17 protein-coding genes, 1 pseudogene and 1 riboswitch are annotated in these 21,950 nt (G+C 45.6%); of the genes and pseudogenes, 9 read left to right on the top strand and 9 right to left on the bottom strand.

Annotation, left to right across the window (positions count from 1 at the left end):
• Window positions 1-143: 143 nt before the first annotated feature.
• From PL85_RS12655 to PL85_RS12635, 5 genes and pseudogenes are all read right to left on the bottom strand, one after another.
• On the bottom strand, window positions 144-1,511 hold the full coding sequence (locus PL85_RS12655) for a tyrosine-type recombinase/integrase (protein WP_115339419.1): 1,368 nt from the start codon (window positions 1,509-1,511) through the stop codon (window positions 144-146).
• Window positions 1,511-2,041, bottom strand: coding sequence for a hypothetical protein (locus PL85_RS12650; RefSeq protein ID WP_115339418.1), 531 nt, complete (start codon window positions 2,039-2,041; stop codon window positions 1,511-1,513). The genes PL85_RS12655 and PL85_RS12650 overlap by 1 nt, the downstream gene beginning before the upstream one ends.
• A gap of 11 nt (window positions 2,042-2,052) precedes the next feature.
• Window positions 2,053-4,464: an integrase gene (locus PL85_RS12645; RefSeq protein WP_115339417.1), complete on the bottom strand. Its 2,412-nt coding sequence runs from the start codon at window positions 4,462-4,464 to the stop codon at window positions 2,053-2,055.
• A complete protein-coding gene (locus tag PL85_RS12640) occupies window positions 4,458-6,797 on the bottom strand; it encodes a hypothetical protein (protein ID WP_115339416.1) in 2,340 nt (779 codons plus the stop codon). The genes PL85_RS12645 and PL85_RS12640 overlap by 7 nt, the downstream gene beginning before the upstream one ends.
• Window positions 6,798-6,944: 147 nt before the next feature.
• Window positions 6,945-7,859, bottom strand: a pseudogene (locus PL85_RS12635) (YifB family Mg chelatase-like AAA ATPase); the annotation flags it as partial.
• 477 nt (window positions 7,860-8,336) lie between these two features.
• Between PL85_RS12635 and ilvG the strand changes: the two are divergent.
• The 6 genes from ilvG to acuI all read left to right on the top strand — a co-directional run bounded on the left by ilvG (window position 8,337) and on the right by acuI (window position 15,746).
• The gene (gene ilvG / locus PL85_RS12630) at window positions 8,337-9,983 is read left to right on the top strand and encodes an acetolactate synthase 2 catalytic subunit (RefSeq protein ID WP_064624014.1); all 1,647 of its coding nucleotides are present in this window, start codon (window positions 8,337-8,339) and stop codon (window positions 9,981-9,983) included.
• Window positions 9,983-10,267: an acetolactate synthase 2 small subunit gene (gene ilvM, locus PL85_RS12625; protein WP_010319930.1), complete on the top strand. Its 285-nt coding sequence runs from the start codon at window positions 9,983-9,985 to the stop codon at window positions 10,265-10,267. The genes ilvG and ilvM overlap by 1 nt, the downstream gene beginning before the upstream one ends.
• 12 nt (window positions 10,268-10,279) lie before the next feature.
• On the top strand, window positions 10,280-11,218 hold the full coding sequence (gene ilvE, locus PL85_RS12620) for a branched-chain-amino-acid transaminase (protein ID WP_010319931.1): 939 nt from the start codon (window positions 10,280-10,282) through the stop codon (window positions 11,216-11,218).
• 16 nt (window positions 11,219-11,234) lie between these two features.
• On the top strand, window positions 11,235-13,076 hold the full coding sequence (gene ilvD / locus PL85_RS12615; RefSeq protein ID WP_017044150.1) for a dihydroxy-acid dehydratase: 1,842 nt from the start codon (window positions 11,235-11,237) through the stop codon (window positions 13,074-13,076).
• Between the two features lie 3 nt (window positions 13,077-13,079).
• Window positions 13,080-14,618, top strand: a complete 1,539-nt coding sequence (gene ilvA / locus PL85_RS12610; protein ID WP_088728513.1) for a threonine ammonia-lyase, biosynthetic — start codon at window positions 13,080-13,082, stop codon at window positions 14,616-14,618.
• Window positions 14,619-14,765: 147 nt separating this feature from the next.
• A complete protein-coding gene (gene acuI, locus PL85_RS12605; protein ID WP_088728512.1) occupies window positions 14,766-15,746 on the top strand; it encodes an acrylyl-CoA reductase (NADPH) in 981 nt (326 codons plus the stop codon).
• A gap of 46 nt (window positions 15,747-15,792) precedes the next feature.
• Here the strand turns inward: acuI and PL85_RS12600 are convergent, their stop codons facing one another.
• Together PL85_RS12600 and PL85_RS12595 are read right to left on the bottom strand one after the other, a co-directional pair.
• Entirely contained in the window at window positions 15,793-16,737 is a 945-nt protein-coding gene (locus tag PL85_RS12600) for a LysR family transcriptional regulator (RefSeq protein ID WP_088728511.1), read from the bottom strand.
• Between the two features lie 156 nt (window positions 16,738-16,893).
• On the bottom strand, window positions 16,894-17,079 hold the full coding sequence (locus PL85_RS12595) for a hypothetical protein (protein WP_010319936.1): 186 nt from the start codon (window positions 17,077-17,079) through the stop codon (window positions 16,894-16,896).
• 133 nt (window positions 17,080-17,212) lie between these two features.
• Between PL85_RS12595 and tusA the strand changes: the two genes are divergently transcribed.
• A complete protein-coding gene (gene tusA, locus PL85_RS12590) occupies window positions 17,213-17,461 on the top strand; it encodes a sulfurtransferase TusA (protein ID WP_020977692.1) in 249 nt (82 codons plus the stop codon).
• An 83-nt stretch (window positions 17,462-17,544) separates the two neighbouring features.
• Here the strand turns inward: tusA and PL85_RS12585 are convergent, their stop codons facing one another.
• The gene (locus PL85_RS12585; RefSeq protein WP_010319938.1) at window positions 17,545-17,805 is read right to left on the bottom strand and encodes a hypothetical protein; all 261 of its coding nucleotides are present in this window, start codon (window positions 17,803-17,805) and stop codon (window positions 17,545-17,547) included.
• A gap of 155 nt (window positions 17,806-17,960) precedes the next feature.
• Entirely contained in the window at window positions 17,961-18,515 is a 555-nt protein-coding gene (locus tag PL85_RS12580) for a TMEM165/GDT1 family protein (RefSeq protein ID WP_017046363.1), read from the bottom strand.
• An 89-nt stretch (window positions 18,516-18,604) separates the two neighbouring features.
• Window positions 18,605-18,718, bottom strand: a riboswitch (yybP-ykoY riboswitch).
• A gap of 211 nt (window positions 18,719-18,929) precedes the next feature.
• Between PL85_RS12580 and glyQ the strand changes: the two genes are divergently transcribed.
• Window positions 18,930-19,847 (top strand): glycine--tRNA ligase subunit alpha, encoded by a 918-nt coding sequence (glyQ, locus tag PL85_RS12575; protein ID WP_013855568.1) that lies wholly within the window; start codon window positions 18,930-18,932, stop codon window positions 19,845-19,847.
• A 1-nt stretch (window position 19,848) separates the two neighbouring features.
• On the top strand, window positions 19,849-21,930 hold the full coding sequence (gene glyS, locus PL85_RS12570; protein WP_115339414.1) for a glycine--tRNA ligase subunit beta: 2,082 nt from the start codon (window positions 19,849-19,851) through the stop codon (window positions 21,928-21,930).
• Window positions 21,931-21,950 lie beyond the last annotated feature (20 nt).

The following is a 21,950-nucleotide window of genomic DNA, read 5'->3' as shown; positions in this document are numbered from 1 at the left end:
GCTTTATTGATTTTATTGTTAATTTATAGACTCATCTAAGCGGAGAAGAGCCCCTAAAGTTATTCGCATTTTGCTAATTTAAGTGACTTCTCTAAGTGACTTTTGTCCAAAGACGTGTTACATAACCGCTTTGTAATGAACTTTTACTGTGACGAAGATACAATGCTTTTATCTATATCAGACTGAAAAGCTCCCAATAGTTTCTTTATCTCACCCAGCGCTGCGGTAGGCGTTAACTCCTTCCTTGCTATCTGTTCTTCTAACAACTCAATCTTACGTTTTACTAAGTCAACACTCGACCTTAGAGAAACAGCGTTGTAAACCTCCGTGTAACCGTGAATATCAGCAAAAGCCAGGTCAATATAGGTATCTAATGAGCTAAGCATTGTGTGACCTGTCCATTGCTGAAGCTGCATTTTAAATGTTTGTGTATGAAGCAAATGTTTTCGGAAATCATCTTTAGCATTCACTTTTTTAGTAGCCAGAATAAGCTCTTTAAGCTTGTCTGTAATGAATGCGTGCCTCCACAGGTGTGGATGTAACTCACCCTCGATGCCAAGCTCTTTTTTCCAAGCGTTCATGTACGTTGTCCATGAGTCAGCAGATAAGGGTTGGCCTGTGGTTAAACTGATAAAGAGGTAGTCATGCTGAACCTTTTTTTGCCTCATCGCTTTCTTACGAACTTTGACGTAATCCGCAATCATTGATAACAAAAGGTGTGGCACGGGAATCTTTCGAGTGGTGTTATCGTCCTTACGCTTTAAGGTGGTAAGGGTAAGCATACCTGTCCGTTTAGCATCCTCATAATCGGTCATTTTAATCAAATGAAGCTCCGACACACGACCGCCTAGTTGCTCCATTGCGGTGTATAACGCCATGTCCCTTCTACGCTTATCTTTGTTTTTCTGCGTCTTGATAAACTCCCACACACGTAAGGCATCATCTTCCGAAACAGGGTAGCGTTTCTTGATTTCATCTTTTGTTGGCACGGCTGAATGGGTGACTTTTACACCTTCAATAAAACCTTTGTAACCTTCCTGCTTGCGCTTATAAGGTTTTTCAATTATCTGAATTGAATTACCTTTATCCTTACCAATAAAAGAACTCAAATCATGAAAGTCTTGGATAAACTGCAAAAAATCAAGACAGGTATGTGCAATCTTTATAACTGAGTTATTCTTGCGTTTTAGTTCGCCAAGCGGCGTTCTCTCTGCTTGTAACGATTGAATGAAAAGGGTGAACGTTGCATCTGTAAGCTGGCTAAATCGGCTCAATAGTGGCTGTTTTTCAATAAAGTGCACCAAGTGAATAATATCGTGTGCATATCCACGAATCGTATCGCTTTTTAAGTTTCTTACTATCAACTTATGAATGTAGGCATTGGCTTCATAGCAAGGCATATGATCACTGTACGTCACGAAAGGGATATCTAAAGGCTTACGAAAGATAAGTTTGCCATCAAACCCAAGGTGGCTCCATTGTTCAAAGCCTTTAAGCTTACGAACCCCCATCAAACCTCTCCATTCAAGGTGTAACTCATCTGTGCTTCAATCTTCCGATTATGCTCTCGGTAAAGCTCCTGTCGATCTTCTACTGTGCCCGCATGTTGCGCTAGTTGCTTTAGCCTAGAACGCAACTCTGAGACCATAACAGTCAGTAAAGAGTTGCAGCGCTGCGCTGCATCCAGTTCCGACTCAAGCTCTGCGACTTTATGCTTTAAACCTACGGCTGTTTGTTTGTTACCTTTAGAAGCTTTCTCATCGTGATGTGCAGCCTCTACCGCCAGTTTAGCATTAATACGAAGCTCATCTAAGGATAAGAAGCCTCTCTCTAGAAGTGCTTCTGAAATGCTTTTGACCGTGTTTAATGAGCATGATGTGATATTACGCTCTTGATTCTGATATTTAGCGATACCAGATTGAGACTTGAGCGCTTTTAGTAGTTCCTCATCATTTTTAAACTCAGTAGGGGTGGTGATGATTTCCCTTAACAGCTTTTCTGTTTCAAGTATCTTGGTTTGGTTTTTCTCTAAAACTTTCATTGTCCCAATCCTCAATCGAGGTCTTTGATTTTTAAAATTAGATTAAAGGTTTGAGTTGTATTTCCATAAGCATCGTCAATGGTAAAGAACTCTGGCTCAAGCGTGATTCGACCTTCTTCTAAAAGCTGAATAACCTCTGTTTCAATGTCCTGCTCTTTTTGAATTTGGCTAATATGAGGAACGGTTAGGTAAGACTCATCATTGTAATCTTCTGCCACTTCACTCACTGACTCTATAGTAATCGGCGTTGAGCTATCGCCTGTCAATCGCTCTGCAATAATTTTGCGGACCTCTTCTATTCCGTCGAGCTTGGCAAGTTCAGAGGAGGAATCAACCACACCACGAACAATCACACTGGCTTTAGCTCCGTTTAGTACCGCTCCAGTTTCCGATTCAGAGATGTAGTGGTATAGATGTTCCATGTCTGAATGTCCGAGCATCCAGCGCAGAGCATCCATTCCATCAAACCCCTTAGACCAGAAGAACGCCATAGCAAAGAAGCGTCTCAATTGGTGCTGACGAACATAATTACGGCGGTACTCACCGTTGTCATACTGCACTAAGTCTGTTTCGAGATAATCACATAAAGCATCGAGATGTGCATTGTAGGTCGTGTGTTGTACCTGATTTAATTGACAACGGTGTGCGTCTAAGTTGTTAAATAAAGACAATTTCCCTCTAGTTAAATTTAATTCACTAGCTTTGATGTTAAAGCGCTCAAGTTGCCAAATGAACTTAGCGATAGATAAAGGGATTGGCCGCTCTATTGTGGCATTTAGCCCCTTTGAGCCTGTCTTCTTTACCTTAAACATCAAGCTGAAATCTGTCTTTACTCCTTCTATTGAAAAAGGGTCTAGATTGGGGGATAGGTTGCCATGTTGCTTCAACTTGATTAATTCATCTTGTCGCCGCGCCATGATTGCACCTACCAAGACCTGTATAGCCCCTTGCAGCACCGAGAATAGCTCAAACAAACTTTCATTGACTCGAATCCGTTCGTGTCGCTTATCAGTACCTTCTGCAAAGGCTTGAACCTGTTTTATTCCTTTTTTTAGGTATTCATCGCTCAGGTAATTGATTGCTTCAGTTTGAAACCAATAACCTCGCTCCGAGCTACGCATATTTCGATGCAATTCTTCATTCCAAGCTGGCCTATCGGAGTTTGGTCGGTGGGGATTGGAGTTCTTCGCAGCAGACTTACATCTTGCTTTAGAAAGCAGAGTTAGTATTTCGTCTAGTAAAGTAACAGCATCTGTGTCGGTACGTAGATGCTCTTTAGCAAACTCATAGCACTGGCGAATTAAATTAAACACAAACTTAGGCGGCAATGAGCGCGTTCGCCCAGCCTTTTTTACATCCACTAGATGACTAATGCTGCTAGCACGGACGCGCTCGGATAGGATTGAGGGACTTGCGGCATCTTCACGGTCAAGGTTGGTATGAATCAATCTAATTACGTCAATGTAGCCCGAGATAGAATACTGATTAGTACCCGACGCTACATCTAAATTCTCAACAGCCCGATATTCTGAGTTTTGTTTTGGCTCTTTGAGGTGAAGCTCTGGATAGTTGGGAGCTTTAATGTTCTGATAAAGAATCATACCATCAAACAACAACTTACTTAATACCGAGCTATTCCCATCGTAATAAATGCCATTACCTCTTTGATAAAATCCTTGCTCAAAAAGCCAAGCACACGCCTTATCTCTCGCGGCTAAAGATAAGAAAACCTCTTCTTGGGAAATGCCTCGTGAAATATAGGGGTACTTTTCTTTAAATTTTTGAGCATCTAGATCTTTCACACCCAGACAAACACTGTCTAGTAATACTTTAATACGTTTATCAAACTCGTATACCCCATGAATAATTCCGTGCTCAGCAAACTTCACCAAGATGTTCAGCCAAAAGTCATCATTCACATTTTGAAGTTGGTATTTTGCAAGCTTCAATTCCTTTGAATGCAGCAAGATAGCATTTATCAAAGCAATAACCCTGTTAGTCTTATGGCTAGCCACTACTGGGCTAATAATTTTGCCACCATTTTCAAGCGGGTTATCTGTCGCCGTAATCCAGTATTTAAAACTGTTTAATAATTTGCGATGCTTTGTGTCCGTTAGTTTCTTTCCGTCATCCAAATGTACGCAATCCCAATGTATTGTTTTTGGGGTTTTACCGAATGTTAGTAACCATTTAGTTGCATCAAAGCTGGACTCTAACCACTCGGGCTGCCTTTCATCGTAGCCGTAGATTCCTGTATGGATATGAGTGATGATATCTAACACTCGATAATCATCATGAGCAACTGAAAAATTTATAATTTGCTCAAGTGTGTCTGAACTTAGACCATCCAGCGTCGAGTGGTCTAGCACGATGTCTTCAATGAGACTTGCGATTGGGGCGTTATTGATGGCAACACTCAACATAGCAACGCTCCCTTAATTAAATCAGAATCAAGGTTGTTTTGGGTGGCAATATCAAGCATTTCCATTAAGTCCGCATCAGCACTATGTTTGCCTGAATATAGGGTATCTAGGATAAACACCGCCGACTGATACCAGTGAAAAACGATGTCCAAAAAAGGGCGCTCACCATCGTCACTCTCAACAATAAGGCGGATCGCCATTAATAGCTGCAAAAGGGAGGTGGAAATTGTGTAGGTTAACTGGTCGAATGCTAAAGACTCTGGTGCTTCATTGTTAGTAGCAAGCCGTTGAACAAAACCGTGGTCGAAATGCTCTGGGATATTACTGATACCGTGATTGCTTAGGAACTCCTCAATGTCCTCAGCACTCATATTAACGGCCTCTAGGCAGTAAACAGAGTCTTTCATCGCTTCCAGCAAAATAGCATTCTGGAACTGACGTACCCAACGGTCATTAAAGAAATCCATGAGAGGTTTAGGAAGATAAGAAGTCAGTAGCTTTGCATCTTTATTTTCATGGCCCAGCGCCTCTGAAACCGCATCCATTGAGCGTGTTTCGAGATAAATTTGGAAACCTCTGTGTCGTCTAATCGAGCGCAGTGAATGAATATCAGAAATAACTTGTGTATCATCAGGGGTGATATCACTACTCCTATCAAAGAGCGATTTATCTCGCAACCAATCATAGAATTCATTCTCCGAGTGAAGATTTCTATTAAGGTTTGCTGGGCAGATTGCTCGAATAGAAGAAGCGACTAGAATCATCTTTCGCCAATTCACATCCCCCTTATCTTTTAAGTATTCACGCGCTATGTGAGTATGTTGTATCAAGAACTCAACAACAGACTTAGAAAACTCATTAAGCACAACTTCTTGCTGTGCATTAGTTGCCCCTTTGCGTGATTTATAGCTTACGGCAATATACTGATTGCCAACCTGCTTGTAGCCCACCTTATTTCCATTAACATCAAACAACTCCCATTTTTCTAACCAAGAGGGTGTTATTAAGGGGTGCTCCATCACTAATAGCGTTAGGAGAACATTCAGTGTTGCACTGGAGGGTAGGTTTAACTCAGTGTTAAGTTGTTTAGCATTACCGTAAAAGCACAAAAAGGAACAATAATGTAGCTTTGCACCTACCCCGTGTGCGTAAAACGTTGCCACGGTGTTATTTAGCTTATCCGCACCGACAGTATTGTAATAGTGAGGTGTGTGTGAATTGCAGCGAAGAGGTTTGACTAGACCTGTTTTGAGGAAAGCTTTATTTCTTCTCTCTCGCTCCAAAAGCTCCTCAAACTTCACCAAACACACTTGCTTGATATATGCCATATCTCGCTCTAGCCGTTTCTGAATGATTGAAACAGCCTCCTCATCTTTAATTTTCAGTGGAATGTTGGCAAACCATCGATTGCTTTCCTGTTGCGTTGTATTGCCACCTACTAAAAATGTGGGTGCGGCATCCTTGGGATCTTTCCATTTCGGAACTATAAACGGCTTATGAGGTTCATCAAAAACACCCGTATAAATAAAGCACTCTGTATAATAGCCAACGATATCTCGCCATCGTTTGTGAAAAACCTTTGGGCAGAGCATAGCAGCCTGAGAGCGAACAAATAGCACTTTAAATACCTTATGGAAGAAAGACTGAATATGATTGCGGCTCAGGTAGGTTTCTATTGTTAGTCCATCTCTTTCGGCATAAACGGTAGACATACCACCAAAAAGGGTTTTTAACCCCCCTAGGACAACGATAAGAGTTGATGATTTGTTTTTTAAAGCATAGTTTTTTATAGCGTGATGGATTTTGTTGGTAAAATCCTCACCAAAATTCACATAAAGCGTATCAAGGTGAACCTCGATGCTTTTGCCTTCTTTTGATACCGCTTGCCACCCATTAAGGTAGTCAGACTTTGTTTTATCTATCTCAAGCTTGTTAAATTGCGCTAGGCAGTTCTGAGCATCTTCTGAAATCTTGATACTTGATAGCTTTACGTCACTCAAACTTAACCGCTTATCCTGTGCAATGTTTCGAAAAAGGAGTTTAACTCTATTGCAATAGGTGTATCTGTTCTGGATAGTGATATTGTCAAGGCCATAAACATAACCAATAAATAGTTGAAAATGTTTATTGAGCGAGTTCGAATCATTTAGGATATTTAATGCGTTGTAGTTGCCTTGCTCCACTACATAACAGTATGCCGCATAAAGATTCAGTATTCTCTGCATATTTTTTTTGTAGATTGAGGATTCAACAACAGATGTTAGGTAGTTAGAGTATTCCCCTGACAGTGCGGTATTTAATAAAGAAAGCTCATTTAGAGTTTTTATATTCACAATAAAATCCCATAGATTGACAACCAATAGTTAAGGTAGTTATCAAAGTGATAACTTTCAATGTAAATTGGAGATCGCACCAAGTAAATATTCATTTATTTTCAATAAGTTAATTCATTATTGATATTTTTTATTTATTGGGATTTATGGCATTTCATCAAGAAACAATAACCCATTGTGTGCCAAAGAAATTTCCCCCGGCCTCGGAATAGAACCGCCACCGACCAGCGCCGCCATTGAACTGGAATGATGAGGCGAGCGAAATGGCCTTTGCTTCCAGTTGTGCTGGTTGATGTCTTGTGGAGTCAGAGAAGCAACCGAAGCAGTTTCCATCGCTTCATCTTCATTCATTTCTGGTAATAAATCACACAACCGAGAGGCAAGCATGGTTTTACCCGTTCCGGGTGGACCGAGAAAAAGCAGGTTATGGTTGCCCGCAGCTGCGATTTCTAACGCTCGCTTTCCTTGCTGTTGACCAATGATATCTTGCAGATCGCGAGTATTTTTCGCTCGGCATGGTTTAGGTTCGGTTTGAAAAAGAGAGAGGATTTGCTGGCCACACAAATCAGCACACACCTCAAGCAGTGTTTGCGCCGATTTATGCTGATCCTTTGCCACTAACGCAGCTTGATCACCATTACCATGAGGCACAACCAAACAGCGCTTGGCTCGATTCGCAGCTAAAGCGGCGGGTAATACACCTTTAACAGGACGCAACTCACCAGATAAGGCTAATTCACCAATAAACTCATACCCATCTAACTTCGTTAGCGCTATCTGCTGTGAGGCCGCCAAAATACCCAACGCGATCGGTAAATCAAATCGACCGCCCTCTTTGGGGAGATCCGCAGGGGCTAGATTGACCGTGATACGCTTGGCGGGAAACTCAAAGCGGGAATTAATGATAGCGCTGCGCACGCGATCACGAGACTCTTTAACCGTCGTTTCTGGCAAGCCGACCAACGTAAAACCGGGCATACCATTGCTAATATGTACTTCAACTGTCACTGTCGGTGCTTGCACGCCAACACTGGCTCGGCTGTGAATAATTGCGAGTCCCATTTCATTCCTTTGTGGTTGTTTAAAAAGTGTTCGTTCTGTTTCTGCGCCCTTATTTGCACACGAGAGATTGTTATATAGCTTGTTGTGATGCTGAAAGAATGTGAAAAAAGAATGAGTTTTTGCTTGTCATTTAACGGAATTGTGTGTTACCACTAGAGACGCAAACAATTTCGTAAGATATTACGCCAACTATTTTAAGAATTAAGTGATGAATTTGAACGCTCACATTAACCTACTGCTAAGCCTGATTATCGTGGTCATTATTGATTCCGCGCGGGGGCTAGTGGGCGCAAAATAACCACCAGATTCAAAAGACCCCCGCACTGAAAAGTCCGGGGGTTTTTTTACAACTATTAAACTAAAAAGTTCATACTGGTTGGCGATTATCCAACCCGATATGACAGGAAGAATGGGAGCGCACATGAAGTGCAAACACAACATGGTTTACTGTGCCATACACAGTTTGGGAGGGTTACGATGACAGGAGCACAACTGGTTGTAGCCGCATTAAAGCAGCAGGGAATCAAAACCGTTTTTGGTTATCCCGGCGGCGCTATTATGCCAATCTATGATGCATTATACGATGGCGGTGTAGAACACATTCTCTGTCGCCACGAACAAGGTGCAGCCATGGCGGCGATTGGCATGGCGCGCTCGACACAAGATGTCGCGGTGTGCATGGCCACCTCAGGACCCGGAGCGACCAATTTGGTCACCGGTCTTGCCGATGCATTTCTTGACTCAATCCCCCTCGTCGCCATCACCGGCCAAGTCGCAAGCTCACACATTGGTACCGATGCTTTTCAAGAGATGGACGTGATTGGTATGTCACTCTCTTGCACCAAACACAGCTACCTCGTTACCGATATCCACGATCTCGCACCCACCCTTGCCGAAGCCTTTGAGGTAGCGAAAGCGGGTCGTCCCGGCCCGGTGATTGTGGATATCGCTAAAGATGTACAACTGGCAAAAACCCCCGTGACTGAGCTACCTGCGTTCACTGCGCCAGCCATGCCAGTAGCCAGCCAAGAGCAGCTTCACGCAGCTCAACAACTGCTTTCACAAAGCTCTCGTCCTGTATTGTATGTTGGCGGTGGCGTTCAACTGGCCAAAGCGACCGATTCCGTACGCGAGTTTTTACGCCTCAATCCGATGCCATCAGTAAGCACTTTAAAAGGCTTGGGCACGATTGAGCGTCATGATCCGCATTACCTTGGCATGCTTGGTATGCACGGGACTAAGGCGGCAAACTTGGTCGTTCAAGAGTGTGATTTGTTGATTGTGGTTGGAGCGCGCTTTGATGACCGAGTAACGGGAAAACTGGATACTTTTGCACCACACGCCAAAGTGATTCATATCGATATCGATGCGGCCGAGTTTAATAAACTCCGTATCGCCAATGCGTCACTACGTGGTGACATCAATCTCATTCTTCCACAACTGGAACTGACGCGTGATATCGCACCGTGGGTTCACCACAGTGAAAGTTTGCGCAGTGGCTTTAAGTGGCGCTATGACCACCCGGGCGATCTCATTTTTGCACCATTGTTACTCAAACAACTGTCCGACATGATGCCCGATTCAGCCATCGTCTCAACCGACGTTGGCCAACATCAAATGTGGGCCGCGCAGCACATTCAGCCGCGTGCTCCACAGAACTTCATCACCTCAGCTGGCCTTGGCACTATGGGCTTTGGGTTGCCCGCCTCAATGGGTGCTGCCGTTGCTCGCCCAGATGATCAATCCATTCTCATTTCCGGGGATGGCTCGTTCATGATGAATGTTCAAGAACTTGGTACGCTCAAGCGCCGCCAAATCCCGGTCAAAATGGTACTACTGAACAACCATCGTTTGGGTATGGTGCGCCAATGGCAATCGCTGTTCTTTGATGGCCGCCATAGTGAAACGATTTTGGATGACAACCCAGATTTCGTGATGCTAGCTAAGGCGTTCGATATTCCTGGCAAAACCATCACCAAAAAAGAAGAAGTTGAATCAGCACTTAAAGAAATGCTGGCCAGCAAAACAGCTTATCTGCTTCACGTTTTGATTGATGAAGAAGAAAACGTATGGCCGCTTGTACCACCGGGCGCCTCAAATAGTGATATGTTGGAGAACACCTAATGGATAGATACCTATTAGACATCAAAGCCGATGATAAACCGGTGCTATTAGAGCGTGTTCTGCGCGTGATTCGCCATCGTGGATTTGTGATAAAACAAGTGGCCGCAACGCAAAACCACGCCAGCAAAGTCGCCAGTGTTGAAATCATTGTTGATAGTGATCGCCCCATCAGCACACTGATCAATCAAATTGAAAAATTATGGGATATTCGCAGTGTCGATGTCACCCCAATAAAAAATAACGAACTACCGAATAACAATTTACAACAAAAGATTTGTGCATAAGGAAGGCAATAAATGGCAACAAAAACTGCAGATTACATATGGTTCAACGGTGAAATGGTTCCGTGGGCAAATGCAAACGTTCATGTACTGACACACGCGATGCACTACGGCACTTCGGTGTTTGAAGGTGTGCGTTGTTATAACACTCCTAAAGGTCCAATCGTCTTCCGTCATAAAGAGCACGCTCAACGCCTAAAAGATTCAGCAAAAATTTACCGTTTCCCTATCCCCTATACGATAGAAGAGATCATGGAAGCGACACGTGAAACATTGCGCGTCAATAAACTGGATTCAGCCTACATTCGCCCACTTGGCTTTGTTGGCAACGTTGGCCTTGGCGTTTGCCCCCCAGTGAACACTGAAATGGAGTTAATCATTGCCGCCTTCCCTTGGGGTGCTTACTTAGGTGATGAAGCGCTAGAAAATGGCGTGGATGCGATGGTTTCTAGCTGGCATCGCGCTGCGCCAAACACCATTCCAACCGCAGCCAAAGCGGGTGGTAACTATTTATCGTCTCTGCTTGTCGGTGGTGAAGCTCGTCGTCATGGCTATGCCGAAGGTATCGCCTTAAGCGTGGATGGTTATTTATCTGAAGGTGCAGGCGAAAACATTTTCGTCATCAAAAACGGTGTGCTGCTCACGCCACCAACCACCAGCTCCATCTTGCCGGGCATCACGCGTGATTCGATAATGACGCTGGCTAAAGAGATGGGTTACGAAGTGCGTGAAGTGAACATTGCGCGTGAAGCTCTCTATCTTGCTGACGAAATTTTTATGACTGGCACCGCCGCCGAAATCGTCCCAGTACGGAGCGTAGACCAAATTACGGTTGGAGAGGGCAAACGTGGGCCAATCACGAAAGTGATGCAAGAAGCTTACTTTGGCCTATTTAACGGCACCACTGAAGACAAGTGGGGCTGGTTGGATTACGTGTACCCACAACCGAAGTAATAGAGGACGATAGACAATGCCAAAGTATAGATCCGCAACGACGACACACGGACGTAATATGGCTGGAGCGCGCGCATTATGGCGCGCCACTGGCGTCAAAGATGAAGATTTCGGTAAGCCGATTATTGCGGTGGTTAACTCGTTCACTCAATTCGTACCGGGCCACGTGCACCTCAAAGATATGGGGCAATTGGTTGCGGGTGAAATCGAAAAAGCCGGCGGCATCGCCAAAGAATTTAATACCATCGCGGTAGATGATGGTATCGCCATGGGGCATGGCGGCATGCTGTACTCACTGCCCTCACGCGAGTTGATCGCAGACTCTGTCGAGTACATGGTTAATGCGCACTGCGCTGATGCGATGGTCTGCATTTCCAACTGCGACAAAATCACCCCTGGGATGATGATGGCGGCACTGCGCATTAATATTCCCGTCATCTTTGTTTCTGGCGGGCCAATGGAAGCGGGTAAAACCAAGCTTTCTGATCAAATCATCAAACTCGATTTAGTCGATGCGATGATCCAAGGCGCTGACCCAAAAGTCTCCGATGCACAAAGTGAACAAATTGAACGCTCGGCCTGCCCAACCTGTGGTTCTTGTTCTGGCATGTTTACCGCCAACTCAATGAACTGTCTCACCGAAGCGTTGGGACTTTCTCAACCGGGTAATGGTTCGATGTTGGCCACGCATGCCGATCGTGAAGCGCTCTTCATCAACGCAGGTAAACGCATAGTTGAATTAACCAAGCGTTACTACGAGCAAGATGATGCATCCGCCTTACCGCGTAATATTGCCAACAAAGCCGCATTCGAAAATGCGATGGCGCTCGATATTGCCATGGGCGGCTCAACCAACACCGTATTGCACCTATTAGCAGGCGCTCAAGAAGGTGAAATCGATTTTGACATGGGTGATATCGACCGCATGTCACGCCGCGTACCTCATCTGTGTAAAGTCGCGCCATCGACTCAAAAATATCACATGGAAGATGTGCACCGCGCGGGTGGTGTGATGGCGATTCTTGGTGAATTGGATCGCGCAGGCCTCATCAATAATCAAACTCACACCGTGTTGGGTTTATCGATGAAAGAGCAGTTGGCTCAATACGACATCATGCAAACCCAAGATGAAGACGTCTTAACCTTTTTCCGTGCCGGTCCTGCGGGTATTCGTACCACTAAAGCCTTCTCGCAACAGTGCCGATGGGATCGCCTCGATGACGATCGCAAAGAAGGCTGTATTCGTACCAAAGAACATGCTTTTAGCCAAGATGGTGGCCTAGCCGTTCTATCAGGCAACATTGCCGTTGATGGCTGTATTGTAAAAACAGCAGGGGTTGATGAAGGTAGTCTGATATTTGAAGGCCCAGCCGTGGTCTTTGAAAGCCAAGAAAGTGCCGTTGAAGGTATTTTAGGCGGTAAAGTGAAGGCCGGTGATGTTGTCGTCATCCGCTATGAAGGCCCGAAAGGCGGCCCGGGTATGCAAGAAATGCTTTACCCAACCACCTACCTCAAATCAATGGGGCTAGGCAAAGAGTGCGCGCTACTGACTGACGGTCGTTTCTCTGGCGGGACTTCCGGTTTATCAATTGGTCACGTTTCTCCAGAAGCTGCCAACGGCGGAACGATAGGTTTGGTGAACTCTGGGGATATTATCGCCATCGATATTCCAAACCGCTCGATTACGCTCAACGTTTCAGAAGCTGAACTGGCTGAGCGCCGCGTAAAACAAGACCAGCTCGGTTGGAAACCTGTCAATCGCCAGCGTGAAGTCTCTTTGGCATTGAAAGCCTACGCAAGTATGGCAACCAGCGCTGATAAAGGGGCTGTTCGAGACAAATCTAAGCTCGAGGGCTAGCGGATGAGCGACTCAGGTAACGCAACTCAAACTGGCGCAGATTATCTGCGCCAAATCCTGCGCGCTCCCGTTTATGACGTCGCAACGGTAACGCCACTACAGGATATGCCCCGTTTGTCAGCGCGCATTAAAAATCGCGTTCAGCTCAAGCGTGAAGATCGCCAGCCTGTACACTCTTTTAAATTACGCGGCGCTTATAATATGGTGTCGAGTTTATCTGAAGCGCAAAAGCAAGCAGGGGTGATTGCCGCGTCAGCAGGCAACCACGCGCAGGGAATGGCTCTATCGGGAACAAAATTAGGCATTAAAACCACCATTGTGATGCCTAAAACTACCCCTGATATCAAAGTCGAAGCGGTGCGCGGTTTTGGCGGTTTGGTGATTTTGCATGGCAACAACTTTGATGAAGCCAAAGCCGAAGCGGAACGCTTGGCTCACGAGCAAGGTTATACGTTTGTCCCACCGTTCGATCACCCACTGGTCATTGCAGGGCAAGGCACGATTGGCATGGAAATGCTGCAACAAAATGGCCACCTTGATTACATTTTTGTACCAGTCGGCGGTGGCGGTTTAGCCGCTGGGGTCGCGGTGCTGATCAAACAGCTGATGCCAGAAATCAAAGTCATTGCGGTTGAACCTGAAGATTCTGCTTGTTTAAAAGCAGCACTCGAGGCAGGTAAACCCGTGGTGCTTGACCAAGTCAGCATGTTTGCCGACGGTGTCGCGGTAAAACGTATTGGTGATGAAACCTTCCGTTTGTGTCAGCAATACATTGATGGCCACATCACGGTATCAAGCGATGAAATCTGCTCGGCGGTTAAAGATATCTTCGAAGACACGCGTGCGATTGCCGAACCTTCTGGAGCGCTTGCTCTGGCTGGTCTGAAGAAATTCGCGGAAAAACATAAGCTGGTGGATAAACAGTTAGGCACCGTACTTTCAGGGGCTAACACCAATTTCCACGGCTTGCGTTACGTGTCGGAGCGATGTGAGCTAGGCGAAAAACGTGAAGGGCTTTTGGCGGTGACCATACCTGAACGCCAAGGCGCGTTTTTTGAGTTTTGTAATATCATTGGCGGTCGCGCGGTCACCGAGTTCAACTATCGCTATAACGATGACAAGCTGGCCAACATTTTCGTCGGTGTACGCCTGTTAAGTGGGCAAGAAGAGCTCGACAACATCATTCACGATTTACGCCATGGTGGCTACCCTGTGGTGGATCTATCGGATGATGAAATGGCCAAACTGCATGTCCGTTATATGATTGGAGGCAAACCCTCTAAGCCGCTAAAAGAGCGATTATATAGCTTCGAATTTCCGGAATATCCGGGCGCTCTGCTGAAATTTCTCAGCACGCTTGGCACACACTGGAACATTAGCTTGTTTAATTACCGCAATCATGGCGCCGATTATGGGCGCGTATTGTGTGGTTTTGAACTCGAAGAGAGCGATTTAAACCGCTTCTCCGCTCACCTTAGAGAATTGGGTTACCAATGCAAAGATGAGACAGACAATCCTTCATACCAGTTCTTCTTATCCTAAAGCTCAATGCCAGTCCCACGACTGGCATTTTTTATGAGTGATGCATAATACGCATAGAACCAATGCTAAAGTTTCATTTTAGTCATAGTTAATTCAGTACTACACTTAGCGACATCTTATGCTTGCTGTGCCAATCTGGAGATCCGAATGTTTAAAGCGTTAATCCTTAATCAACAAGAAAAAAACACAGTTGCCACCATTGAACAAATCGACGAATCACAATTACCGCAAGGTGAAGTTTTAGTCGCGGTCGATTACTCATCATTGAATTACAAAGATGGTTTAGCCATTACAGGTAAAGGCAAAATCATTCGCAATTTCCCTATGGTACCGGGCATTGATCTTGCGGGAACCGTACTTGAATCCCAAGATACTCGCTACCAAAGCGGTGATAAAGTTGTACTAACCGGTTGGGGAGTGGGTGAAAACCATTGGGGTGGTATGGCGCAAAAAGCACGCTTGAAAGCCGATTGGTTAGTACCACTCGCGCACGGCCTTGATAGCAAAAAAGCGATGATGATTGGCACTGCTGGCTTTACTGCCATGCTTTGCGTGCAAGCCATTTTAGATGCGGGTATTCAACCGGAAAAGGGTGAAATATTGGTGACGGGTGCCAGTGGCGGCGTGGGTTCAGTTGCTGTAACACTATTAGCTAAGCTAGGTTATACAGTTGCTGCGGTAACGGGTCGTGTTGAACAAAATGGTCCACTGCTAGAAAAACTAGGAGCAAGCCGCATTATTGATCGCAGCGAATTTGAAGAGCCAGCTCGTCCGCTGGAAAAACAGATTTGGGCTGGCGCGGTCGATACAGTAGGCAGCAAAATGTTAGCCAAAGTGTTAGCCCAAATGGACTACAACAGCACGGTTGCCGCGTGTGGTTTAGCGGGGGGTTTTGATTTACCCACCACCGTCATGCCGTTCATTTTGCGCAATGTACGCCTGCAAGGTGTCGACTCCGTCTCTTGCCCGCTAGAAAAACGCATGGCAGCATGGGAAAGCTTAGCGAAACTGCTACCTGCAAGCTACTTTGAGCAAGCGTGTGAGGAAATCACCCTCGAACAAACAGCGCAGTACGCTGAAACGATCACCAATAGTCAAGTGACTGGTCGCGTGGTGATTAAGCTTTAAACTATTCATTCATCAAGCTTTGGTCTTACTCAAAGCTTGATGATTTTTACCCCTCTAACTGCATCTCTTCAATACGTTTAGCAATCAACCGGCTGCACTCTTGTTTGACGATCTGCCTTAACCATTCTTGGGCAGGAGAATGCTCACATCGCGAGTGCCAAATCATAGAGTAGTCAAACGGCGTAAACTGAAACGGTAACGGCTTCACCACCAATGCGTAACGCTCTGCCACTAAATAGGCCAGATCCGCAGGCACCGTAATAATCAATGGCATGGTATCAACAATCGCTAGCGCAGCTTCTAAATGATAGGCTCTGAGCACCATTTTCCGTTTAGGCTGCCCACTTAATGCTTGTTCAATTAAGGCATTAACACCATCACTGATCGCAATCATCGCATGAGGGTATGTCAGGTAATCCGCTAAAGAGATCTGCCGATTCGCCAACGGATGGTGTTGGGAGAGCAAACAAAGCACACCGACTCGCCCAAGCACCTCACTCATCAATGGTGCTACTGGCGACGTTGGGCGACAAATCGCTAAATCAGCCCCTTCATAAGTCAGTTGATCGGCCAACCTATCATGCTGCAAAGGTAAAAACTCAAACGACACGTTTGGTGCCTCTTGATATATCCTTGGTAAAGCAAACGGTAAGATGGTCTGCATTGCGTAATCTGTCGTGGCAATGGTGAAGGTTTGTTCACATTGCTGGGGGTCAAATTCAATAGGTGAAAGGATTTGACGTAGAGACTCCAATGGCTCGCCTAAGGCGCGATTAAGCTCCAGCGCTTTTTCAGTCGGAATGAGATGCTGACCTTGACGCGTAAAAAGAGGATCATTGAGCAGATCACGTAACCGGCCTAATACACGGCTCATGGCTGACTGGCTAAGATTTAAACGCTGGGCCGCTTTACTGACACTGCTCTCTTCTATCAACACTCTCAGTGCAATCAATAAATTCAGATCGCGACGATAGATATCTTCCAACTCCATGCAATAACCCCACTTTTGTCATTGGTAAATAGGCTCAGTGTACGCGTTAGGCAAAAAAAATCCCGCCTTTCAGCGGGGAAGCCCAAGAAAATGGGGATAGTGTCGGAATGTGTTACGTGTCGTATTAGTGCAATGCGTTGATCAATATGTGATGGATTAGTGATTCTGCTCTTCTGAGATGCCTTTCCAAAGATGCATCTCAAGCCAGATCCCAACCAGTGACGCACTGACACCAAAAAGTGGCATCCATGACGTTTCTGCAGGCGTTCGCATCACTAAGGCACAAAATGAGATAAAGCAGAGAACCGAATAAATGGTTAACCTATCAAGCGCTGTTAACATAAGTGCCTCACCAAATTGTTATCAACTTGTTAAGTAAGTTAAAACAAAAAGATCACTTTGCCAAGTGGTTATTGAATATTTTTTCCTCGCCAGTATTATCTACGCCTTGCGATAACATCGATTAGGTTTGAATATGACATTTGATCCGGCACTTGCCACACAAATACTCGAAGCCGAAGGATTGCGCTGTCCCGAGCCTGTAATGATGGTCAGAAAAACCATTCGAACCATGCAAGATGGCGAAATTTTACTAGTGAAAGCCGATGACCCGTCAACCACTCGAGACATTCCCAGTTTTTGCCGCTTTATGGATCATCAGTTAATTGCGGAGAAAGTGGACACATTGCCCTATCTCTATTTGATTAAGAAAGGATTGAGTTAAGCCTCGATCTAAGTGATGCGTACGCAAAAGAAAAGGCGACCTCAAAAAGGCCGCCTTTTGCTATTGATTCATTGCGCTGCACACTACTCATTAAACTCGATGGTGCGGATCTCTGATTGCAGTTTTGTGATCTGCTTTTGCAGGGTTCGAATTTCATCGTGCATCGGGATAATGTGCGCGACTCGGATCCAAGATTCCACCATTAAGCCACACAATATGATTGCGCCGGCCACCATGGGTAGCCACATTTCCGTCAACGCCATACCCAACAACGTCAGCACAAAACCGAACGTAAACAAGTAACTTTGGCTCTTGGCGGTCATTCCCATATAACGTGTCAGCATATGCATTCCCTCTTAGACTTGCATCATCTAGCACTACAGTAACATGACCAGTATGGCATAAATTTGTCACTCATCACGCAACCGTAGACGTTGGGCGACAAGTTGAGTAATAAATTGTGTCACGCTCACTCGCCCAATCATCTAATCGATTGGAATTACCAAATCGCCGCGCCGATCGCTAATATCAAAAAGAGTACCGCCGTGATTTTACGAATAAGTCCTAGCGGCATTTTATCGGCGGATAATTTACCAATCAGCACCACAGGTACGTTAGCCAGCAACATACCAATCGTCGTTCCGAGCACCACCCACAGTAGAGCATCCGCATATTGCGCACCAAGAATAGACGTTGCTATTTGGGTTTTATCGCCAATTTCAGCGACAAAAAAAGCGATGAAGCTAGCGACAAAAGGACCTCGATTGGTAATCTTTTCATCACCGTCGAGTTTGTCTGGAATTAACACCCAACCCGCCATGGCAAGGAAGCTGGCGACCAACACCCATTTAAGGATTTCTGGTGACAGGTAATCGGCAACGACCACGCCCAGCCAAGCAGCGAGTGCATGGTTAACCATCGTTGCGACAAAAATGGCGGCAATAATAGGCAAAGGTTTACGATAACGACTGGCTAGCAGCAGAGAAAGCAGTTGGGTTTTATCGCCAATTTCAGCTAAGGCGACGGTAGTAATTGAAATAGCTAATACGCTCACGACAGGCTCAATGGGGCGGGATAATTATAATAACCATAGACAAACGCCACTCCCCGCCCCGGTTTGTGATGTTTGTCTAAGGTCTTGCTAAGCTAAAATGACTTTAGCCTCGAACGCCACGGTGATTTGGCACCAATTATGTTGACGAACGAACCATTAAGATAAGAAATCTCACTGGTAAGCTACTCCCCAAAGACGGCGCAATTCTAATCAGGCCGAGTGAAAATCTCAAGTTAGAAATAAGTCAAAATCGTTCATGTGCAGGAATTTGGCACAATCGATGCGATAAATTCGACCAAAACGGATTTTCGACCATTAATTAAGCAAGATTACCCCTACTCGCTGAGCGAATATCTGGGTATACTTGTTCGTTATTTTCATCCATTCAGACAGAAGAATCGCGCGAACCTGACTATGCAAAAATACGATATCAAAACCTTTCAGGGTATGATCCTCGCGCTGCAGGATTATTGGGCCCAACAAGGCTGTACCATTGTTCAACCATTAGACATGGAAGTTGGTGCAGGAACCTCTCACCCAATGACATGCCTGCGAGCTTTAGGCCCAGAGCCCATTGCAACGGCGTATGTTCAACCCTCTCGTCGTCCAACGGACGGTCGTTATGGTGAAAACCCAAACCGCCTGCAACACTATTACCAATTCCAAGTCATCATCAAACCTTCACCAGACAACATTCAAGAGTTGTATTTAGGGTCTTTAGAGGTGCTCGGTGTTGACCCACTAGTACACGATATTCGTTTCGTGGAAGATAACTGGGAAAACCCAACCTTAGGTGCTTGGGGTCTTGGCTGGGAAGTGTGGCTAAACGGCATGGAAGTAACTCAATTTACTTACTTCCAACAAGTCGGTGGCCTTGAGTGCAAGCCTGTCACCGGCGAAATCACTTACGGTATTGAACGTCTTGCCATGTATATTCAAGGCGTGGATTCAGTGTATGACTTAGTCTGGACAGATGGCCCATTAGGTAAAGTCACCTATGGTGACATTTACCATCAAAATGAAGTCGAACAATCCACTTACAACTTCGAACACGCGGATGTCGATTTTCTTTTCACTTTCTTCGACCAGTGCGAAAAAGAGTGTAAGCATCTACTTGAACTAGAAAAACCGCTGCCACTTCCTGCCTATGAGCGTATTTTGAAAGCGGGCCATGCCTTTAACCTATTGGACGCGCGTAAAGCGATTTCGGTGACAGAACGTCAACGTTACATCCTACGCATCCGTAACCTGACCAAAGCGGTTGCAGAAGCGTACTACGCATCTCGTGAAGCACTCGGCTTCCCTATGTGTAAAAAGGGTGAGGATAAATAAGATGGCAAAAGAATTTCTAATTGAATTAGGCACAGAAGAGCTACCACCAAAACAACTTCGCACTTTGGCTGAAGCGTTTGCGGCTAACTTTGCCGCAGAATTGAAAACCGCTGAACTGGCACACGAAGGCATCAAATGGTTTGCAACCCCTCGCCGTTTAGCACTGAAAGTGACCAACTTGGCCCAAGGTCAAGCGGATAAAGTGGTCGAAAAACGTGGCCCCGCTATTTCTGTTGCTTTTGATGCCGATGGCAATCCAACCAAAGCAGCACAAGGCTGGGCGCGTGGTAACGGCATTACTGTTGAGCTAGCGGATCGCCTAACAACAGAACAAGGTGAATGGCTACTGTTCAAACAGGAAGTCAAAGGCCAAGATGCCAAAGCTATTGTGGTTGAACTTGCCGCCAAAGCGTTAGCAAACTTGCCTATCGCCAAACCCATGCGCTGGGGTGATAAAGAAACACAATTTATCCGCCCAGTAAAAACTCTGACTATTTTGATGGGTGATGAACTGATCGAAGGTGAGATCTTAGGCGTAGCTTCTGCGCGCACCATTCGTGGCCACCGCTTTATGGGCGAAAAAGAGTTCACCATCGATTCAGCAGAGCAATACCCAGCGATTTTAGAACAGCGCGGTAAAGTAATCGCCGATTACGATGCACGTAAAGCAATAATTATTGCGGATGCACAAAAAGCAGCGCTACAGGTTGGCGGTGTTGCCGATCTTGACGATGACTTGGTTGAAGAAGTGACCTCACTGGTTGAATGGCCAGTGGTGCTGACGGCGAAATTTGAAGAAAAATTCCTTAAAGTACCGTCAGAAGCTTTGGTTTACACCATGAAAGGTGACCAAAAATACTTCCCGGTTTATTCTCATCAGATGAGCGATGCGAATAAGCAATTGCTGCCTAACTTTATTTTCGTCTCTAACATCGAGTCGAAAGAGCCTCGCCATGTTATCGAAGGCAACGAGAAAGTCGTTCGTCCACGCTTAGCGGACGCGGAATTCTTCTTTAATACCGATCTCAAAAGCAAATTAGTCGATCGTCTACCACGACTAGAAACCGCGATTTTCCAACAGCAGTTGGGTACGATTAAAGATAAAACTGACCGTATTACTGAACTGGCTGGTTACATTGCAGAACAGATTGGCGCGGATGTAGAAAAATCAAAACGTGCGGGCTTACTGGCTAAATGCGATTTGATGACCTCAATGGTGTTTGAATTTACCGACACGCAAGGCGTGATGGGTATGCATTATGCTCGCCATGACGGAGAAGCAGAAGAAGTCGCCGTTGCACTAAACGAACAGTACATGCCACGCTTTGCTGGCGATGCTCTGCCAACCAATGGCGTTTCCGCCGCTGTGGCAATCGCAGACAAGCTAGACACCATAGTCGGCATCTTCGGTATTGGCCAAGCACCAAAAGGCTCGGATCCCTTTGCTCTGCGTCGCGCATCACTGGGTGTACTGCGCATCATCGTTGAATACGGCTATAACTTGGACTTAGTTGACCTCGTAGCAAAAGCGAAATCGCTGTTTGGTGATCGCCTTACCAACGACAACGTTGAGCACGATGTAATTGAGTTTATGCTTGGCCGTTTCCGTGCTTGGTATCAAGATGAAGGTTTTAGCGTCGACATCATCCAAGCGGTACTTGCTCGTCGTCCAACCAAACCCGCTGATTTTGACAAACGTGTTAAAGCAGTTTCCCACTTCCGTGAACTGGACGCGGCTGAAGCCCTAGCGGCGGCAAACAAGCGTGTCGGTAACATTTTAGCGAAATTTGACGGTGAACTGGCTGCAGAAATCAGCCTAACACTTCTTCAAGAAGCGACCGAAAAAGCCTTAGCGGAAGAAGTGGAAGTGATGACCGAAGCACTAGAACCTGCTTTCGCTACCGGTGATTACCAACAAGCACTGAGCAAGCTGGCAGCACTACGTGAACCTGTTGATGCTTTCTTTGATAATGTCATGGTGATGGCAGACGATGAAGCATTAAAACAAAACCGTTTAACGCTGCTCAACAACTTGCGTAATCTGTTCCTACAAATTGCTGATATTTCACTGCTGCAAAAGTAGTCGCTGATATTTCGGCACAC

The sequence above is a fragment of the Vibrio anguillarum genome (assembly GCF_001989995.2).
GTDB lineage: Bacteria > Pseudomonadota > Gammaproteobacteria > Enterobacterales > Vibrionaceae > Vibrio > Vibrio anguillarum.
The sequence above is the reverse complement of the archived record's forward strand: the minus strand, read 5'-3'. Positions and strand labels throughout refer to the sequence as shown.

What these genes read in the sequence shown, in the direction of transcription:
- PL85_RS12585 (WP_010319938.1), bottom strand. Translation starts at nt 17,805, where the DNA reads ATGCTGACACGTTATATGGGAATGACCGCCAAGAGCCAAAGTTACTTG.
- ilvD (WP_017044150.1), top strand. Translation starts at nt 11,235, where the DNA reads ATGCCAAAGTATAGATCCGCAACGACGACACACGGACGTAATATGGCT.
- glyS (WP_115339414.1), top strand. Translation starts at nt 19,849, where the DNA reads ATGGCAAAAGAATTTCTAATTGAATTAGGCACAGAAGAGCTACCACCA.
- PL85_RS12645 (WP_115339417.1), bottom strand. Translation starts at nt 4,464, where the DNA reads ATGTTGAGTGTTGCCATCAATAACGCCCCAATCGCAAGTCTCATTGAA.
- ilvA (WP_088728513.1), top strand. Translation starts at nt 13,080, where the DNA reads ATGAGCGACTCAGGTAACGCAACTCAAACTGGCGCAGATTATCTGCGC.
- glyQ (WP_013855568.1), top strand. Translation starts at nt 18,930, where the DNA reads ATGCAAAAATACGATATCAAAACCTTTCAGGGTATGATCCTCGCGCTG.
- PL85_RS12595 (WP_010319936.1), bottom strand. Translation starts at nt 17,079, where the DNA reads ATGTTAACAGCGCTTGATAGGTTAACCATTTATTCGGTTCTCTGCTTT.
- PL85_RS12655 (WP_115339419.1), bottom strand. Translation starts at nt 1,511, where the DNA reads ATGGGGGTTCGTAAGCTTAAAGGCTTTGAACAATGGAGCCACCTTGGG.
- ilvG (WP_064624014.1), top strand. Translation starts at nt 8,337, where the DNA reads ATGACAGGAGCACAACTGGTTGTAGCCGCATTAAAGCAGCAGGGAATC.
- PL85_RS12600 (WP_088728511.1), bottom strand. Translation starts at nt 16,737, where the DNA reads ATGGAGTTGGAAGATATCTATCGTCGCGATCTGAATTTATTGATTGCA.
- ilvE (WP_010319931.1), top strand. Translation starts at nt 10,280, where the DNA reads ATGGCAACAAAAACTGCAGATTACATATGGTTCAACGGTGAAATGGTT.
- acuI (WP_088728512.1), top strand. Translation starts at nt 14,766, where the DNA reads ATGTTTAAAGCGTTAATCCTTAATCAACAAGAAAAAAACACAGTTGCC.
- tusA (WP_020977692.1), top strand. Translation starts at nt 17,213, where the DNA reads ATGACATTTGATCCGGCACTTGCCACACAAATACTCGAAGCCGAAGGA.
- ilvM (WP_010319930.1), top strand. Translation starts at nt 9,983, where the DNA reads ATGGATAGATACCTATTAGACATCAAAGCCGATGATAAACCGGTGCTA.
- PL85_RS12650 (WP_115339418.1), bottom strand. Translation starts at nt 2,041, where the DNA reads ATGAAAGTTTTAGAGAAAAACCAAACCAAGATACTTGAAACAGAAAAG.